The 17,759-nt window shown below is 70.5% G+C and carries 15 protein-coding genes and 2 pseudogenes; 12 read left to right on the forward strand and 5 right to left on the reverse strand.

The annotated features are described in order from the left end of the window. Positions 1 to 133: 133 nt before the first annotated feature. Complete coding sequence (locus IEY79_RS38240; protein WP_308426704.1) at positions 134 to 247, reverse strand: XRE family transcriptional regulator; 114 nt, start codon at positions 245 to 247, stop codon at positions 134 to 136. Between the two features lie 741 nt (positions 248 to 988). Between IEY79_RS38240 and IEY79_RS31550 the strand changes: the two genes are divergently transcribed. The 6 genes and pseudogenes from IEY79_RS31550 (at position 989) to IEY79_RS31570 (ending at position 6,744) form a co-directional block, all read left to right on the forward strand. Continuing rightward, complete coding sequence (locus IEY79_RS31550) at positions 989 to 1,891, forward strand: helix-turn-helix domain-containing protein (protein ID WP_189111075.1); 903 nt, start codon at positions 989 to 991, stop codon at positions 1,889 to 1,891. A gap of 7 nt (positions 1,892 to 1,898) precedes the next feature. Next, positions 1,899 to 2,594: pseudogene (locus IEY79_RS31555) on the forward strand (zinc finger domain-containing protein); the annotation flags it as partial. 116 nt (positions 2,595 to 2,710) lie between these two features. Continuing rightward, entirely contained in the window at positions 2,711 to 3,652 is a 942-nt protein-coding gene (locus IEY79_RS37660) for a hypothetical protein (RefSeq protein ID WP_229701283.1), read from the forward strand. Between the two features lie 484 nt (positions 3,653 to 4,136). After that, entirely contained in the window at positions 4,137 to 4,316 is a 180-nt protein-coding gene (locus IEY79_RS37665) for a hypothetical protein (RefSeq protein ID WP_229701284.1), read from the forward strand. Between the two features lie 312 nt (positions 4,317 to 4,628). Next, complete coding sequence (locus tag IEY79_RS31565) at positions 4,629 to 5,024, forward strand: plasmid mobilization protein (protein WP_229701285.1); 396 nt, start codon at positions 4,629 to 4,631, stop codon at positions 5,022 to 5,024. 7 nt (positions 5,025 to 5,031) lie between these two features. Next, positions 5,032 to 6,744, forward strand: coding sequence for a relaxase/mobilization nuclease domain-containing protein (locus IEY79_RS31570; RefSeq protein ID WP_189111076.1), 1,713 nt, complete (start codon positions 5,032 to 5,034; stop codon positions 6,742 to 6,744). 434 nt (positions 6,745 to 7,178) lie between these two features. On the opposite strand, the gene IEY79_RS31575 is transcribed toward IEY79_RS31570, so the two are convergent. Next, positions 7,179 to 8,048 (reverse strand): universal stress protein, encoded by an 870-nt coding sequence (locus IEY79_RS31575; protein ID WP_189111077.1) that lies wholly within the window; start codon positions 8,046 to 8,048, stop codon positions 7,179 to 7,181. A gap of 277 nt (positions 8,049 to 8,325) precedes the next feature. Between IEY79_RS31575 and IEY79_RS31580 the strand changes: the two genes are divergently transcribed. Continuing rightward, positions 8,326 to 9,249: a universal stress protein gene (locus IEY79_RS31580; RefSeq protein WP_189111078.1), complete on the forward strand. Its 924-nt coding sequence runs from the start codon at positions 8,326 to 8,328 to the stop codon at positions 9,247 to 9,249. 27 nt (positions 9,250 to 9,276) lie between these two features. Here the strand turns inward: IEY79_RS31580 and IEY79_RS31585 are convergent, their stop codons facing one another. The 3 genes and pseudogenes from IEY79_RS31585 to IEY79_RS31595 all read right to left on the reverse strand — a co-directional run bounded on the left by IEY79_RS31585 (position 9,277) and on the right by IEY79_RS31595 (position 12,190). Continuing rightward, positions 9,277 to 10,167 (reverse strand): universal stress protein, encoded by an 891-nt coding sequence (locus tag IEY79_RS31585; RefSeq protein ID WP_189111079.1) that lies wholly within the window; start codon positions 10,165 to 10,167, stop codon positions 9,277 to 9,279. Between the two features lie 83 nt (positions 10,168 to 10,250). Beyond that, positions 10,251 to 11,122, reverse strand: a pseudogene (locus IEY79_RS31590) (universal stress protein). Between the two features lie 84 nt (positions 11,123 to 11,206). Next, positions 11,207 to 12,190, reverse strand: a complete 984-nt coding sequence (locus tag IEY79_RS31595) for an Acg family FMN-binding oxidoreductase (protein ID WP_229701286.1) — start codon at positions 12,188 to 12,190, stop codon at positions 11,207 to 11,209. Between the two features lie 227 nt (positions 12,191 to 12,417). Here IEY79_RS31595 and IEY79_RS31600 point away from each other — a divergent pair, with 227 nt between their 5' ends. The 5 genes from IEY79_RS31600 (at position 12,418) to IEY79_RS31620 (ending at position 17,687) form a co-directional block, all read left to right on the forward strand. After that, positions 12,418 to 13,107, forward strand: coding sequence for a CBS domain-containing protein (locus tag IEY79_RS31600; RefSeq protein WP_189111080.1), 690 nt, complete (start codon positions 12,418 to 12,420; stop codon positions 13,105 to 13,107). Beyond that, complete coding sequence (locus tag IEY79_RS31605; RefSeq protein WP_189111081.1) at positions 13,104 to 13,976, forward strand: universal stress protein; 873 nt, start codon at positions 13,104 to 13,106, stop codon at positions 13,974 to 13,976. The genes IEY79_RS31600 and IEY79_RS31605 overlap by 4 nt, the downstream gene beginning before the upstream one ends. A gap of 74 nt (positions 13,977 to 14,050) precedes the next feature. Further along, positions 14,051 to 15,097 (forward strand): zinc-dependent alcohol dehydrogenase family protein, encoded by a 1,047-nt coding sequence (locus IEY79_RS31610; protein WP_189111082.1) that lies wholly within the window; start codon positions 14,051 to 14,053, stop codon positions 15,095 to 15,097. 13 nt (positions 15,098 to 15,110) lie between these two features. Further along, the gene (locus IEY79_RS31615) at positions 15,111 to 15,833 is read left to right on the forward strand and encodes a helix-turn-helix domain-containing protein (protein ID WP_189111083.1); all 723 of its coding nucleotides are present in this window, start codon (positions 15,111 to 15,113) and stop codon (positions 15,831 to 15,833) included. Positions 15,834 to 15,968: 135 nt separating this feature from the next. Then, positions 15,969 to 17,687 carry a sensor histidine kinase gene (locus IEY79_RS31620; protein ID WP_189111084.1) on the forward strand — a complete coding sequence of 573 codons (1,719 nt, stop codon included), beginning with the start codon at positions 15,969 to 15,971 and terminating at the stop codon, positions 17,685 to 17,687. Positions 17,688 to 17,759 lie beyond the last annotated feature (72 nt).

The raw sequence follows: 17,759 nt of genomic DNA on the forward strand, positions 1-17,759 counted from the left end.
CGGGCAGAGGATCCGCGCGAGGGCATGGCGGAGCGATGCAAGAACGTTCCTGTTCCGGCGCGCGGGACTGGCATCCCTGGGCGGCGCCTTGGGTGTTGATCGCGGAAGGGCGGGGAGAGGCGGAGCTGGCCGGCTAGGCGGCGGTTGGCTCCCGCAGCAGTGCGGAGGGCGAGACGCGCAGCGCGCCCGCAACGACGACGAGATCGTCGATGCCGCAGCGCCGCTGGGCGGGTTCGATGCGGGACACGGCGGACTTCGCCGCGGGGCGGCCCAAAGCCGGCGCGCGGTCTGCGAGTCGACACTTGTCGATGCCTTGCCGGGTGCGAAGGAATTCAACGGTGCGGTCAGCCCGGATTCCTGCCCGACCTATTGCGAGTGGTCTGATTTCCATAGCCAAATTTGTACCTCGGGTTCGCCGGTTTGGTTAACCGGCGTTCTGCGGCTATGTTGCGGCCCGTTACACCGTCACGGGGAAGTTGAGCGGGGTGCCCGGGGGCGATGTGCGGATGTCGGCGGCGAGCATCGAGGTGTGGTCTGACGTGGGGTTATGTGTTGTAGCTCGGGCCACGGCGGCTGTGCAAGCTTTCCGCGATGTGATGCTTCTGGCTTTGCCGTTGAGCGGGCTCTTTCGTCAACCGGCGTTTCGGGTCTACCGTTAGTGAAAGGCCCCCGCAGCAGGTGTTCGCCGACAGCTGTCCGCTTTCTCCGGTGAATGCTGGACTTGTGCGGCGTGGGTGTGGCTTCTTGGATTCGCCCGCCCGGAAATGAGGCCGGCTCCCGGCGCGCAAAGCGCCGGGAGCCGCCAAGTCCCCTGCCGATTCGCCCTTCCGCGACGAACACAACGGTGTGCCATGGGTGCCAGCCCATCGGACACCGGGTGAGGAACCTCCATGCCCGACCCTACGGCCCAGCCCGCCGTAGCCGCCTCCCCTGCCCCGAGGCCCAGCCAGCCGCCGGGTCTCACCGCAGCCGGCCACCGGAGCGGCCGATGAGCAAGGACGCCCGTGAGTGGGTGTGGGAGCACAGCTCCAGCCGGGGAACCGCGCGCCTGGTCCTGCTGTCGATCGCCGACCGGGTGCCGGACGAGCAGTGCGTCGCCTGGGCCTCGATCACCTCTCTCATGCAGCGGACGAACGCGAGCCGCAACGCCGTACGCAGCGCTCTGACCACCCTCGTGAACAGCGGCGAGCTGGAGACGCTGGACGCCTTCACCGGCCCGCAGCGCAGCACGGTCTACCGGCTGCCGCGCACCGCCGCACAGCTCGCCAAGGCCGCCGCGGCCACGAAGGACGACCCCGAGGCGATTGTCGAGCCGCCGGCCGACTCCGATCCGGTGCCGGAGCTGGACGGGAAACGGCTGCGGAGGCACGGAATCTGGCCCAGAGACGGGTCGGAATCCGACCCCCGCCGTCAAATTCCGGCCGGGCCGGAATCTGACCCCTCACGTCAGAATCCGACCCCCCGACGGGTCGGATACCGACCCCCGGAAGGGTCAGAAACCGACCCCCAGAACCGTAGTGAACCGAAGGTGAACCGTAGGTACAGCAGCAGTGGTGCTGCCCCGGTCACCTCGGCCGGCGAGTGGCAGGCCGACCCGGACACCCACGCCTGGGCCCGGCAGCAGGGCCACCTCGACCGCCTCGGCGAACAGGGTCTGGCCGCCGCCGACGCGAAGTGGCGTGCGCACCGTGCCGACTTCCAGCCCCGTACGACAGGAGCCTGGGCGGCGGACTGGCGCTCCTGGATCGCCCGAGAACACAACCCCACACCCAGCCGCCCGAACCTCTACGCCCGGCCCGGCAACAGCCCCGCCAGCCGCGGGTTGACCCGCACCGAGGCCCACATCGCCGCCCTGCGCGCCGCGCTCAACGAGCCGAACGGAACGGAGTAGCACCCCGGTGACCCCCAACGAAGTCGGCGCCCTTCTGGCCTACCTCGGCCGGCTCGACCCCCGCCTCATCCGCACCGACACCGGCGAAGCCCGCGACCAGATAGCCCAGTGGCACCACCTGCTCGGCGACGTGCCCCTGGACACCCGACACGGATGGGACACCCGCCTCGTCGCCCGGGACCACATCCTCAACTCGCCGTACCCCATCCTCCCCGCGGACGTCGCCCGCCGGTGGAACGCCTACCGCCGCGACCGTCTCCAGCGGCACACCGACCCCACCCCGTCCGCCGATCCGGACGACCAGGCAGCCTGGACCGCTGAACTGGTGGGCACACGAAGGGCCGTGGCCACCGGCAGCGCCGAGCCCGCCCAACACCGGTCCCTCACCAGCGGCCGGGCCCGCCCCGACCTGGAAGCGCGGCTGCGGGAAATCGGCTCCTGCATCCCCCCGGCCGTCCGCACGCAGCTGGCCAGCTACCGGCCCACCCGCGCAGCCCGCGAGGCGGCTATCGCACAGGGTCAGCCGGATGCCCTCGGTGTCCGCTGCGAGTGGTGCCACGCCGCCGAGGGACAGCCCTGCCGCAGCAGGCGCGTCGGCCCCGACGGCGGAGCCAGGGGCAACGCCCCACGGACCACACCCCACCCGTCCCGCCTCGAATCCGCCGCAGCGCAGCACGCACAGCAACCCGCGCCGGCCTCCGAGCGCCCGAGGCCAAGCTCGACAACCAGTCGGCCCACGCCCAACAGCCCCGATACGGACGAGCCAGCGACCCGCCAGATGTCGGCCGACGCCGCGAACGCCCTTCTCAGAAAGGCCGCATGAGCAACCTCCTGCCCTCAGGTTCGATCACCGACCTGCTCACTCTTCTCGCGGTCGGGGTCACGTTGACCGGCGGGTTGGCCCTCGCCGTGGCGGGGTGGTCGAACCATCGGCGAACCGAGCGAGAACCGCGGCGGGCGGGCAGTCCTGCGGTGAAGGTCGCCGCAGTCGCGGCGCTCGGCTGCACCGCCTACAGCGCCGACACGAGCTGGCGGTTCGCCGCGGACTACCTCGACATGGCCGGCACGGTCGAGCGGGCCATGATGTTCGGCGCTGCGGAACTGGCCCTGTTCGCGACCGCGCTGATGGCGCGGCAGAATCTGAGCAGCCGGGGCGCGCCGGGGCTGCCCGGGAGCCTGGTGTGGGTGATCACCGGGGTGCAGATCATCCCGGCGTACGCCGAGTCCGGAATGGTCGGCGGCACGGTACGGGCCTTCGTCGGACCCGTCATGGCCGCCATGCTCTGGCACCTCGCCATGGGCATCGAACTGCGCCTGCACAAGCCGGGCGCCGCTTCGAAGAGTCTCCTGGCCAGGCTCGGGCGCGAGGTGCGCGAGCGGTTTCTGTCCCGCCTGGGCATCGCCGCCCGCGACCGTGACGCCGCGCAGATCACCCGCGAACGCGCCACCGCCCGCGCCGTCACGCTCGCCACCCGCCTCGCCGAACGCACACCCGCTCAGAGGCAAGGGTGGCGCGGGCGGAGACTCACACGCCGCCTGTCCAAAGCCGTGGGACGCGCCGCAGTCGGCACCGACCCAGCGCAGCGAGCGCAGCTGCTCGACCAGCTCGCCGCCCGCAGGCACGCACTTGCCCTCGCCACGGTTGCCCTCCCCTCCCCCTGGACCGTCGTGCACAACAAGCGGGCTGATGCGGTATCAGACACGGCCCCTTCACCGGGAGACCGGTTACACCTCGGTCCCCGGCGACGGTCCCCGCGCTGAAACCGAATCCTTCGGGGACCGGGCATCGGGGACCGAAAGGGGACCGGTCCCCGAAAGCGAAAAGCACGACGCCGGGACCGACGGGGGGACCGAGCAAAGCGAACTGGGGACCGACGAGAAGGCCCAGGACTCTGCGGGGACCGACGCCGTCGTCAGCGACGGGGACCGCGTCGAACCCGCTGGTCAGGCGACTCCAGAGCCGCCTACCGCAGTTCACCGCAGGGACCGGAACCGCCAGAGCACCGGCGCGGGGACCGTCCGCCGTGGGGACCGGGGCCAGCTTCTCGCCGTCACGGGGACCGCGCGTCACGGGAACCGGGACCGCAGAACCACACCCGTGGGGACCGAGACGGGGACCGAAAAACACGGGGACTGAGAACGAGTTCGTACGGTCCCCGTGCGACGGAACCAGAGGGCGAAAGGCAAGCGGAACCGGTCCCAAACGAGGCAGGCGAAGGGCGCGCCGAAGGGACCGGCGCTGTCGATGGACCAACTCGTCGCCAGGGTTCGGCCCCATGTCCCGGCGGTGCTGGAACGGGACGGCAACGAGGCCGTCACCCGGGTTCAACTGCGGGAGATCCTCCGCCGAGAGGGCCTGAGGGGAGGCCGGAACGACCGACTGGGCCCCGTGCTGCAGGAACTGCGCACCGAAACCACCATCTGACATCCGACAATCACGCACGACGAGGAACCGCATCCGATGACAAACCCGCAGAACACCCCCGCCCACGAGCCCCGTGAGGCAGATATCAACTCGACCTCAGGCGGAGCAAGTTATCGCGTGAGCATTGCTGCCGATGGCAGCAATGCTCACGCATCTCCCGCCCCGGGGGCGGCGGGATCCGGCCGGCGCCAGGGGGCGCCGGCCGGTCCGGATGAGGCCGAGGGCGGCCCGCATCCGGAACAGCAGGAGGAGCAGCACGAGTGCCGTCGTTCGTCGTGTCAGCACGCTTGCGCCGCATCGTTGAAGCCGCGCGTGAAGCAGCGTGAGCGTCTGCGTGACGACGACAAGCGCATGCACCAGCCGAGCTGCCGCATGAACGACACCGAGTACCGCCTCCTCGCCGACGGTGCCACCGCCTGCGGTATGAGCATCGCCGCCTTCCTCGCCCGCGCCGGCCTCAACGCCGCCCGTAATCTCGACCGGACCGCGGCCGAGGTGGCCGGTGAACGCGAAATCGTGAGCGAGCTGTTCGCGCTGCGCCGGCATCTCGGGCAGATCGGCAACAACCTCAACCAGGTCGCCAAGGCCGCCAACTCCGGCGCCGACGTCCTCCACGCCACTGGTGTTCTCGCCGCCGTCGAACGCGCGGCACAGCGGGTGGACTCCTTCACCCAGCACTACCTCAGCAACGAGAACCGGCCCGGATGATCTGCCGATGATTCCTCGTGTTCAGAAGCGGGGCAGCCGCACGGTCGGCCTGATCTTCTACCTGTACGAGCCCGGCAGGTGCGAGGAGCACACCGACCCCCACCTCGTCGCGGCCTGGGACGCCTTCGCACCCGACCCCGGCCGCCACCCCGACGCCACCTACGACCACCTCGCACAACTCCTGGACCAGCCCGTCGACACCTTGTCGCCCTCGCGCCGCCCCGAGCAGCACGTTTGGCACCTGTCCGTCCGCGCGGCTCCCGAAGACCCGCTGCTCACCGACGCGCAGTGGGCGGACATCGCCCGCCGTATGGTCGCCGCCACCGGCATCGCCCCCACCGGCGACGACACGGCATGCCGGTGGGCCGCCGTACGTCACGCGGACGACCACATCCACATCGTCGCCACCCTCGTACGCGAAGACGGCCGCAGACCACGGCTCAACAACGACGCCGCCCGCGCCCAGGCCGAAGCCCGCCTCCTCGAAGCCGAGTACGGCCTGCGGCAGCTCAACCCCGGCGACGGCACCGCCGCCAAACGCCCCACCAGCGCCGAGCGCCACAAAGCCGAACGCGAGAACCGCCCCCAGACCCCACGCGAGGAACTACGCGAAACCGTCCGCCACGCGGCAGCCGGCACCATGAACGAGTTCTTCACCCGCCTCACAGCAGCCGGACTCCTGGTTCACCAGCGCGCCGCGCCCTCCGGCGACCTCCTCGGATACAAAGTCGCCCTGCCCGACGACCGCAACCACGACGGCGAACCCGTCTTCTACGCCGGATCCACCCTCGCCCCCGACCTCTCCCTCCCCAGAATCCGCAAACGCTGGACCACCAGCGGTCCACAGGCCGAACATGACACCGACGTGTCCGCAGGTCCTCGGTGGCCAGGGCCGGCAGGCGCGAGACGGCGGGCGAGCACCGCGATGTGGCAGGCCCTGCTGGTCATCGACCACGGCACCGACGAGCAGATCGCCGCCCGCATCACCGGGGCGGGGGAAGTCCTGGACGCGCTCGCCACCACGAGCGCAGCCCCTACGAGAGACGAACTGCGGCAGGCAGCCTTCCTGTTCGAGCGCGCCACCCGGTCCCACATCCAGACTGAACGGGGGCACGACCGGGCGCTTCGCCGGGCCGCCCGCGACCTCGTCCGCAGCGGGCCGGTCCTCGGGCACGGAGAGGACGGGGCGACCACAGCCATGGTGATCGACATGGCGTTCTTCCTGATCACCGCCGCCGTCCACTGGCACACCAGAAAGAACCACGCCCAGCAGGCCGCCGCCGCCCGCCAGAGCGCCCAACACCTGCGTACCGCTTACCGGGCCGCCGCCCGCCATCCGATGGCCGTGCTGCACCAGCGAGGCCAGCACCTCACCCAGCCCCGGCTTCAGAGACAGGCCGCGCACCTACGGGCGGCGGTGCCGGAGCTGGCCGAGCAGATCCTCAACGAACCCGGCTGGCCCGCCCTCGCCGCAACCCTCGACGACACCGAAGCCGCCGGACACCAACCAGCCGCGCTGCTCACCGACGCCACCAGACGCCGCGAGCTGGACACCGCCGACTCCACCAGCGACGTACTGGTCTGGCGGCTGCGCCGCACGGCTGACCTCCCTGCCGACGCCGAACGGATACCTGTCCAGAGGTCCGTACCGGCACCGGCACGTATACCGCCGGGCCGTCAGCTCAAGGGTGGTTCGGACTCATTGCGTCAACGCCGATGACGGCGGTCTGCAGCGTGCGGCGGCGTTCTCGCGTCGGCTGACGAGACCGGGCGACGCCCACTACGCCCTCTCCTCAACTCAGCCGACACGCGCCGGGCGGAGCGCTACCGCGCCCGTGGCGAGGAGCTTCCACCGGGTGACGGGCAGCCTTGCTCCAGGAGGCCGTCGCGGGTACCCGATGGTGTCCTGCGGTGCATCCTCTGACAGGACGCCGGTGCGGGACACGGTCTACCCGTGTCCCGCACCGGCGGTGAGCGCTGATCAGTGAGGGGTGATCAGTGGAGTGGAAGGTGGATTCGAGCGGCCCTGCGGAGACGCCGCCGAGGAAGCCCTTGGCCGGTGAGCCTCCGTCGATCCAGGCCGCTCCGCCGGGGTCTCGTATCGTCAGCCGAACGCCTTATCCGCGAATGCCCAGAGGAACACCCCGCTCGTCCTCACACCTCGGCCGCGGGCACGGTGATCACCGGGCACTCCGCCCGGTGGAGGAGACCGTGGGCCACTGATCCCAGTCGCATGCCGCTGTACCCGCCGCGTCCGCGCCGCCCCACGACCACCGCGGAAGCGGAGGCGGATGCTCGGGCGAGTTCTTCGACGGGGTGCCCGCGCCGTACCTCCTGGCTGATCTTCACGTCCGGATGGGCGCTCGCGGGGCCCGCGACCGCCTCGGCGAGCAGTCTGCGGCGTTTCTCGACACCGGCTTCATCGTCCCCGAACGCCACGGCGGGGCGCCGCCACGCCCACACGGCGTGAACGCCGACGCCACGGAGATCCGCCTCCTCGACAGCGACCGCCACGGCGGCCCGTGAAGAGGCACTGCCTTCCACCCCGACGACGAGCCCGGAGGAATCGTGCCCGCTCTGCTCTGTCGCTCTCACGACGGCGACGGGACAGTCGGCGTGCGCGCTGACGGGGACGGCCACGGAACTCGCGCTCAGTATTTCCGCCGGACGGCTGAGACGCCGGGAGCCCAGGACGACCATGCGAGTGTTCGACGTCGCCCGCTGGTTGAGCACCGCTGCGGGAAAACCGTCCAGGAGTTCCGTCTCGACGTGCGCTTCCGGGGCGAGACCGGTAACCGATTCCGCGGCGGCGGTCAGTGCTCGTTCCCCCTGCGCCCGCAGCGCCATGTACTGGGGTGTTGTGTCGACGTGCTGGGTGTCGAGCATCGGCGGCACGGCCACCACAAGGCGCAGAGGGCTGTTTCTGAGACCAGCCTCGGCCACCGCCCACGCGATGACCAGTGCCGGGAAGCCTCGTGGGTCGACGCCCACGAGTATTTCGTCGCCTGTCGCGCGATCCGTCATCGTTCCTCCTCGGCTCCGGCGGCCCCGGGCGCGTTTCTGAGCCGGCCAACGGGACCGACATGGCACAGCTCCACGGTGTCATCGCCGGACGACGCGGCAACAGGGCCGCACAGGCCCCCGACAGGACCGAAGGGTCCCGGAAGCCCGGTCCACGGCGGCCATGACTGCACCACTCGGCCCTACTCCCACCCGTGGTCACCCCACGACGCTGGAGAAGGTACGCGGAGTCAGCCGGTCGGCTGCCCCTGCGGGTGAATCCGATCCAGGGAGGTCCACCATGACCGCCAACGTGACCGTGGGTATCGACGGCTCCTCCGAGAGCCTCGCCGCAGTGGAATGGGCCGCCCACGAGGCAGAGGTGCGTCAGTCGACGCTGCGCATCCTCCATGTGGAGGAGTGGCCTCCGCTGCCGATCGTTCCGCCTCCCTCGGTCATACCTTTCCCGACCTCACCGTCGCAGTGGTCCGAAGAACTCCTGCGGGACACGGCTGAAGCGACCCGGCTTCGTCATCCCCAGCTGACTGTCACCACCGCCGCGCCCGCCGGGCGCCCGGAACGGATTCTCCTCGCCGAGGCCAACGAACCGGACCGAGCCGAACTGCTCGTCCTCGGGTCCCGCGGGCTCAACGGCGCGCTCGGTTTCATCGTCGGATCGATCAGCCTGGCCGTCGTGGGGGCGGCGGAGCGTCCCGTGGTTCTGGTACGCGCCGACCGGCACCACAGCGGTGAGAGCGCCCGTGCGCCGTCCGAGCGTGTGCCGTCCGGGGGCGGCGCACTGGTGCTCGGCCTCGATCTCCAGGAACCGGCCGAGTCGCAGAACGTTCTGCTCGATTTCGGATTCGCCGAAGCGGCCCGCCGCGGGTGCACGCTGCGCGTGGTCCACGCCTGGTCGCTGCCTGCCCAGTACGGGTACGCGGAGATCGCCCACCCAGGGGTGGGAATGGAGATCGCCGAGCACATCACCAAGACCCTCGACGAAATACTCGCGCCGTGGCGACAGCGCTTCCCCGCGGTGTCGGTCTCCGCGAAGGCTCTGGTCGGCGTGCCCGGCGCACAGCTCGTGTACGAGTCCGCCGACGCCGACCTTCTGGTGGTCGGCCGACGGAGGCCGAGGGTTCCCCTCGGGCCACGACTGGGGCATGTGGCGCAGTCGGTGATCCATCACGCGACCGTGCCGGTCGTCGTGGTTCCCCATGAGTGACTCGCGCACGGGTGGCTCGGGCGGTGGCTACCGGCGTGGTACGACAGCCACCGGAACCGGACAGTGGCGCAGGAGCGCGTGGGTCATGTGCCCGACACGGGAGAAGCCCCGCCGGTGTTGGTGCGCTTCCAGGCTGAGCACCACGAGTGCGGCCCCGGCACCGGCGTCCGCCAGGTCCCGGGCGGGTTTTCCGACCGCGGAGTGTTCTCGGACCGGGACCTCCGGGTAGCGCTCGGACCACGGTGTCAGGGTGGCCTGAAGTGCCTCTTCGTCCCGCGCGGGCTCCTCTTCCCGCCAGACCTGATCGGCCTCGGTGCCGTGTGCGAAGTGCGCCGGGTGGTTCCAGCCGTGAATCATGTCCAGCGGTGCCCTGCGGAGCGACGCCTCTTCGAAGGCGAACCGGAGCGCCTCCTTGCTCGGCCGGCCGAGGTCGACCGCGACCACCACCGGGCCGGGGGCCACCTCGGCCGGTGCGTGCTCACCGCGCCCTTCGCCGTCCCGCTCCGCCGTCCGCCGGCCGGAACCGACAAGGACGACGGGCCGCTCGGTGAGCGACACCGTGGCGGATGCCACCGACCCCCCGAGGAATCCGGTCCGTGTGGCGAGCCCTCCGGAGCCGATGGCCAGCAGCTGGCTCTCCCCGGCGGCCCGGCACAGTGTCTCGGTGGGAGGCCCCGTAAGCCGTTCCGCCGTGATGTGCAGGTCCGGGTAGCGGTGGCGAAGTTCGGCGGCCGTCTCCACCGGCACCCGGCGGGACCACTGCTCCGCCAACTCGTTCGAGGTCAGCGAGGCACGGGAGTACGGCTGCCACTCCCACGCGCAAACGAGCCGCAGGAGCGCTTTCCTGAGAGACGCCTCGTGCGCACCCCAGTAGGCGGCATCAATGCTCCCCGGCGTGTTGTTCAGGCCGACAGTCACATGACGTGGCATACAGCACCTCCGGCAGCGGCGATCTCTCGTTCCTGGCCGGTCGGGCATGACCGGCCGGGAACGGCGAAGCCTCAGTGCCCTTCCGGAACGATCGCGACGGGGCACGGCGCGTAATGCAGCATCGCGTGGTTCACCCGCCCCAGCTGCAGCCCGACGGCGCCAGGGCGCCGGCGAGCACCGACGACGAGAAGATCCCCGGGGGCGGTGTGTTCGAGCAGCGTCTGATGCGCGGTGCCCTGTACGACCTCCCGGCGGACGGTCACCTCCGTCAAATCCTCGCCCACACCGGCCAGCACTGCGTCCACGCATTCGTCAGCCCCCTGCCGGTACGCCCTCATCGGGTCGTTGTCGGCCAGGGGATAGGGTACGGCCTCGTGAACCGGGCTGCGCCAGGCGCGTACGGCGACGAGTTCGCACCCCCTCGACCGGGCTTCGCGGAACGCGAAGCGCGCCGCCGCGCCGCTCGCGGCGGCGTCTCCGACACCGAGAACGACCCTCCCGAGGCCGGTCCGGTCGACGGGTTCCTGGCCTCGGACCACGCGGGGCAGCGGGCCCGGGCGGCGACGGACAGGCTCACGGATCCCAGGAGCATTGCGGTGACCGGGCCGCGTCCCCGGGAGCCCACGACGAGCAGCGCGGCGTCGTCCCCCTCTCTCAGGAGCGCTGTCACCGGCTCCTCGGGCTGGACGTCGGTAGTCACCTTCACCTGGGCGGCCAGGGTGTTCGCACGTTCCTCGGACGTCGCGACCAGATTCTCGGCGAGTACCTGCTCGGACGGGCGGTCCGCGGCGAGCCTGGGCCGTATCTCTTCGTAGTGTTCCCAGAGCGACGCGTGAACGATTCTCAACGGCAGACCGCGGCGATCCGCTTCGGCCACCGCCCAGTCCAGTGCCTGGAGGCTGCCTTCCGATCCGTCGACTCCTACGACCAGCGGAAGCTCCATCACTCCCACAACCTCCTCCAGTGATTCGGTGACGCCCGTCTCCGACCATGTGCGTGTCGGTCGGCCGCCGGGAAGATCCCTTGTTCAGTCTGCGAACGTCAGCACCTCACGTACCGGCCGACGTTGTGTCCTCGGTCCATGGGGGCCGTATCCCAGCCGCAGGATCATCTGGACATGCCCTGACCCCGACACCGGATCGCGCAGCAGCCACCGCAGGTCGGACCATTCGAGCGCCTGGGTGGCGAACGAACTCGTCAGTCCGTGCCGTGTGGCGACGAGGAGCAGCCGTTCCAGTGCCTGTCCCGCCCGCAGCCAGTCGGCCGGTCTGTCCGCCGCCGTGCTGAGCAGCGCCAGCTGTGGCCGGCCCTCGAAGTCGGCCGTGGACCGGCCCCTCACCACATCGAGCCCGGCGAAGTCGCGGGCGGGGGCGGTTCCACCGCGCTTGCGCGGCCCGAAGGCGTAGTCCGGCACCCCGTCTGTCGTCACGTCGGTCCTGGAGTTCCTGGTCCACCGTGCGCGCTCGGCGTCCCGGTCGGGGTCCATGAGGTTGTAGCCCTCGCCGTCTCTGATCAGATCCAGCACCGCCTGAAGGTGCGGGGACGAGAGGTAGGCCAGTTCGGCGCCTTCGAGGCGGGCGGCCTCAACGAGCGCGTTCCGGAGGCCGGTGGGTATCTCCCGCTCGGAGAACGGGAACCGGCTCGTATTCCGTTCGCGAATGGCCGGATACAGGTCGGCGAGAGCGCCCGGCGTCGTGGCGGAGCCGATGCGTACGGTCGCCAGAAGGCTCGGAGCGGCCGGATCAGGAAGAAGCGTCGTCCCGGAACTCCGGCCGAGATGGGCGAGCGGAACCCGCAGGTTGAGGAGCGCGGCTCCGCAACCGATGTGCAGACCTCGTCCGGCTGGGTCCTCGTGCGGCAGTGCACGCGACGGATCCGCAGACATCGTGAGGGTGCCGGTGCCCGGGGCGTACCGGAACAGCCATGGCTGCGCGTTGTGCATCGACGGTGCGGCGATGGCGTCGGACACGAGCCCCGTCACCGTCCGCTCGTCGATCGTCTGTACGGACACGGTGCCTCCTGGGCCTCGTCGTCCTTCCAGCGTGGCGGCGCGACGGAGTTCCGGGCAGGGGCCGACCGTCCCCCACCTTGAGCCCTGTCGGCCCCGTATGGGCACCTGTCCCAGGGCCTGTCGCCGCCCGATAGGGCTGAGTGGCACCTGGGGTGCCGTGCCGACGGGAGTCACGCTTGAGGTGTGACCGTAGCTGGGCGTCCACCGCCCTGGAAGGAGTGCAGGACATGGACCACCGCAGCATCGGTGAACTCATGAGCCGCAACGTCGTGAGCGTGCGCCTCGACACCCCGTTCAAGGAGATCGCCAGAGCCCTGTCGGATGACGGCATCAGCGCCGTGCCCGTGCTGGACGACGAGGGCTGTCCGGTCGGCGTCGTCTCCGAGGCCGACCTGCTGCACAAGGCGGCAAACAGGTCCGACATGTCGGGTAGGACACCACTGCCCCACCTTGAGGCATGGGAACGCGCCAGGGCGGAGGGCGTGGTCGCCGCGGAGATCATGTCCGCCCCGGCGATATGCGCGCGCCCTCAGTGGACGGTCGTGGAGGCCGCGCGTCTCATGGCTGATCGACACGTCAAACGGCTGCCCGTGGTGGACGAGACGGACAGGCTGCTGGGTATCGTCAGCCGGTCCGACCTGTTGCGCGTGTTTCTCCGGCGGGATAGCGCCATCCACGAGGAGATCTCGCGGGACATCCTGACGCGGACGCTGCGGCTGGCACCGTCGGCCGTCATGGCCGACGTCGAAGAGGGGCAGGTCGCGCTCCACGGCGCCGTGGACGACGAACACACCGTCGCGGTTCTCCTGCGGCTGTGTGGCAGCGTGGACGGTGTCGTGGCCGTCTCCGAAGACCTCAAACATCCGCCGGAAGAAACCGGCCGCACCGAATCCGCCGGAAGGCGGGGGACATCATGAACCGTGTGGTCACCGTCGGCCTGGACGGCACGCCCGAGTCCCTCAGCGCCGCCCGCTGGGCCGCGCGGGAGGCGCAACAGCGCAACGCGACCTTGCGGATGACGCACGCGTGGGTGCTGCTCTCCGACGCGCGGGACCATCCGCCCACCGAGGAGAACGACCCGAACTACTGGCCCAAGTGGATCACGGACCAGGCAATGCAAAGCATTGAGCCGATCTACCCCGACCTGCCCGTGGTCGAGGACCTGGTGGCCGAGGATCCGGTGGACGCGCTGCTGGCGGCCGCGAAGGAGTCGGAGCTGCTGGTGCTCGGCTCTCGGGACATGTCCCCCATGGCGAGCTACTTCCTCGGAGACGTGGGTCTGCACGTCATGGTGCGGTCGCGGACTCCAACCGTGTTGGTGCGGGCGCGTGAGGACTCCGAGCCGCCCGCCGACGAAGGCGACGTGGTGGTGGCTCTGAGCCTTGACGGCCCGTGCGACGCACTACTGGAGTTCGCCTTCACCAGCTCGGCCCGGCGGAATGTCAACTTGCGCGCGGTGCACGGCAGGAACCTGCCGGCCGCCGCGTACACGCGTGGCGGCATCGTCGCGGATCCGTACCTTCGCAGCGAAGTCATCGGCCACGCTCAACGGGAACTGGCCGACATGCTCTGCCCCTGGCGGGAGAAGTTCGGGGACGTGAGGGTGGTCGACAGCGTGTGGGCTGAGAGCCCGGCGAAAGCGGTGATACGGGGCGCAGTGGGCGCCGGGCTGCTCGTCGTCGGCCGTCGCCAGAAGGGGCCGAGGGCATCACCCCCGGTGGGCAACGTCCTGGCGGCAGCCGTACACCACGCACCTTGTCCACTCGCGGTCGTCCCGCTTGTTTGACAACACATTTCGCAGGACCGGCACAGGGGGTTCGGCAAGCCCCGAGTGCCAGACTTCCAAGGAAGGGACACGTCATGAGGGCACTGGTGCTTCACGGGCCCGGAGAGTCGTCGTGGGACGAGGTCCCCGACCCCGCGCTCAAGGACGGGGGGGACGTGGTGGTCCGCGTCGACGCCGTCACGATCTGCGGCACAGACCTGCACATTCTCAAGGGGGACGTGCCGGAAGTCGATCCGGGCACGGTCCTCGGTCACGAGGCCGTCGGCGAGGTGGTCGAGGCCGGTGACGACGTGCGCAGCGTGCGCCCGGGGGACCGGGTCCTGGTCTCCTGCATCACGGCCTGCGGGCGCTGTCGTTTCTGCCGCGAGGCCCGCTACGGCCAGTGCCTGGGCGGCGGTGGCTGGGTACTCGGGCACCTGATCGACGGAACGCAGGCGGAGTACGTACGCGTGCCCCATGCGGACATGTCCGTCCACCCCCTGTCCAGCGGCGTGAGCAACCAGGATGCCGTGCTGCTCGCTGACATCTTCCCCACCGCGTACGAAGTGGGCGTCCTCAACGGCCGGGTCCGCCCCGGCGACACGGTCGTGGTGGTCGGAGCGGGTCCGATCGGACTGGCCGCGATCACGACGGCACGGCTGTTCAGTCCCGGCCGGGTCATCGCGGTCGACCTTTCCCCGGCGCGGCTGGAGGCCGCGCGGCAGTTCGGTGCCGACGCGGTGGCGAACGGGTCGGAGGACCCCGCCCGCCTGGTGAGAGACCTCACCGACGGAACCGGCGCGGATGTGGCGATCGAAGCGGTCGGAGTGCCGGAGAGCTTCGAGCTGTGCACTCGTACGGTGCGCGCCGGCGGGCACGTCGCGAACATCGGCGTCCACGGCAAACCGGCAGTGCTGCACCTGGAGGACCTGTGGATCAAGGACGTGACGATCACCACCGGCTTGGTGGACACCTCCTCGACCCCGATGCTGCTGGGAATGCTGGCCGCCGGACGGCTTCCCACCAGCTCCCTGGTCACACACACCTTCGGCCTCGACCAGATGGAGGAGGCGTACGGGGTCTTCTCGGCCGCGGCCGACAGCGGCGCGCTGAAGGTCGTCCTGGAGAGGGCGGGAGCATGAGGCGGCAACCGCGATGACCGACAGTGACCCTGACCGGGGTTTCCGGCCCGACGCCCCTGTCGCGCATTTGTCCGATCTAGGACGCCGGGTAGCGGCTAGGCGCCAGGAACTGGGGCTGACGTGTGAAGACGTGGCGGTGCGATCGGGCTCGGCCCCCGGATACATCCAGTACCTGGAGGAGCGGGCGGCGGCGCCCGGGACCGGATTCCTGCTGCGCCTTGCCGACGCACTGGAGACCACGGTCACGGAGCTGGTCGGCGGGACGGCCGATCTGCCGCCCGGCCTCGGGGAAGCGGGCCGTGATCCGGAGCTGACCGCCCTGAGCGCCGAGGAGTGCCGACTGCTCCTGGCCGGCCACGGGGTGGGAAGGGTGGCGGTGACCCTGCACGGTGCGCCGGCCGTCTTCCCCGTGAACTACACGGTCGACGGAGATCTGGTGGCCTTCAGAACATCGCCGGAGGCGGCGCCCTCGGCTGCCCAGGGTCATGAAGTCGCGTTCGAGGTGGACCACATCGACGAAGCGTTCAGTGAGGGCTGGAGCGTCCTCGTCGTCGGTGACGCCCGGGCGGCCACCGATCCGGGGCAGGTCCTGCGCCTGGAAGAACTGGCTCACACCACCCCCTGGGCCGGCGGCGACCGCGGGCTGTGGATCGTCGTCACCCCGGCCGAAGTCACCGGCCGTCGGATCCACCTGCGCCGGAATCGGCGGCCGTCCTCTCCACCCCCGGCCGCCTGACACCGTTCGTCTCCCGCGGCGGCGCTCCGCGCCCACGGGACGGCGCTTCGGGATGCGGTGACGAAAGCAGTCGCTACCGTGAGAAACGCGGGCCGAAGAAGGGCCCGACGGCAGCACTGCCCCGACGGAGGACTCGTGGCCGACGACACGGGCAGGTACGGCGACGGCGTACCCGAACGGCAGGACGTCCTGTCCGAAGAGCTGCGGGCACAGCTCGGCGCCGTGCAGTACGGCAATCCCGAATCGGTGCAGAGCCTGCTCCAGGCCGTGCTCTCGGTCGGACGGGGGCTGGACCTGCCTCGAGTTCTCCGGCGCATCGTGGAGGCGGCGGTGGTGCTGGTCGACGCCGAGTACGGAGCGCTCGGTGTTGTCGGAGAGGACACCCACCTCTCCCAGTTCCTGACAGTCGGCGTGGACGAGGACCGGGCAGCCGCCATCGGGCACCTTCCCCGTGGACACGGCATCCTGGGTGAACTCATCCGCCACCCCGAGCCGTTGCGCCTGTCGGACCTGACGAGCCATCCGACGTCCTACGGATTTCCGCCGAACCATCCACCCATGCGTTCGTTCCTCGGCGTTCCCATCAGGGTCCGCGACGAAGTGTTCGGCAACCTCTACCTGACCGAGAAACGCGGCGGCGGGGATTTCGACGAGGACGACGAGACAGTCTTGTCCACTCTCGCCGTGGCAGCCGGGGTGGCGATCGAGAACGCGCGGCTGTACGAGACCGCACGGGACAGGCAGAGCTGGCTGCGGGCCAACGCCGAGATCGTGGCCGAGCTGCTGTCCGGGGCTGACGAGACACGGGTTCTGCGGCTGATCGTCGACCGGGCGCGCCACATCCTCTCCGCCGACCTGGGAGTTCTCGCCCTGCCCGACAAGGACGGCTCGTCGCTGCGTGTCGCCCTCGCCACCGGAGTCGACGCGGATGCCCACAGCGGTCTGCTACTGCCCCGGGAAGGCTCGTTCGTCGGTGCCGCCCTGCATGCCGGCAAGCCGCTCATCAGCGCCGATGTGGAGCATGATCCGAGGATCACCGCCGGCCCACCGCGGTGGGGCGGTCTGGGACCGGCCGTCGCGGTGCCGATGGTCGCCAGCGAGGAGGTGCGCGGTGTCCTGCTGCTGGCCAGGCTCCGCTCGGGCGCTCAGTTCACCCGGGCCGAGGCCGCTCCCCTTCTGACGTTCGCCGCGCAGGCGGCACTCGCCATGGAACTTGCCGAGCGCCGGCGCGCCTCCGAACAGATGGCCGTGCGGGAGGACCGTGACCGCATCGCCCAGGATCTGCACGATCTGGCGATCCAGCGGCTCTTCGCCACCGGGATGACCCTGCAGAGCGTCGTCCGGTTCGTCGACCATCCCGGGGCCCAGGAGCGACTGCTGCGGGCCGTCGACGACCTCGACGAGACCATCAAGATCATTCGCTCGACCATCTTCGGGCTGCGCGTCCGGGAAGCGGGGCGGTCCAGACGCGGACTCCGCTCCCGCGCCACCGACACGGTCCAGCAGGCGGTGCGCTCTCTCGGCTTCACTCCGTCCCTGCGCATGGAGGGCCTGATCGACACGGATGTGCCCCCGGAGGCCGCCGAGCACGTCGTCGCCGTCCTCGCGGAGGCGCTCAGCAACGTCGCACGGCACGCGCACGCCGCCTCGGCGTCGGTGTCCCTGGTGGTCCGCGGCGGAACACTGACACTGTCAGTCTCCGACAACGGAGTGGGTATCGGTACGGCCGGCCGGCGAAGCGGTCTGGCGAACCTCTCCAAGCGGGCCCACGGCCTGGGCGGCACCATGACGGTCGAGGCACCCGACGACGGAGGTACGCGGCTCGTATGGACGGTGCCGGTCGTCCCGCGATGACCCAGGCGTCCGGACAGCGGCCCCGGAACGCGGGAGCGAAGGGACCGTTCGGACCACCCGCGATGCCGGACG

The organism is Streptomyces camponoticapitis (assembly GCF_014646115.1).
GTDB classification, from domain to species: Bacteria; Actinomycetota; Actinomycetes; order Streptomycetales; family Streptomycetaceae; genus Streptomyces; species Streptomyces camponoticapitis.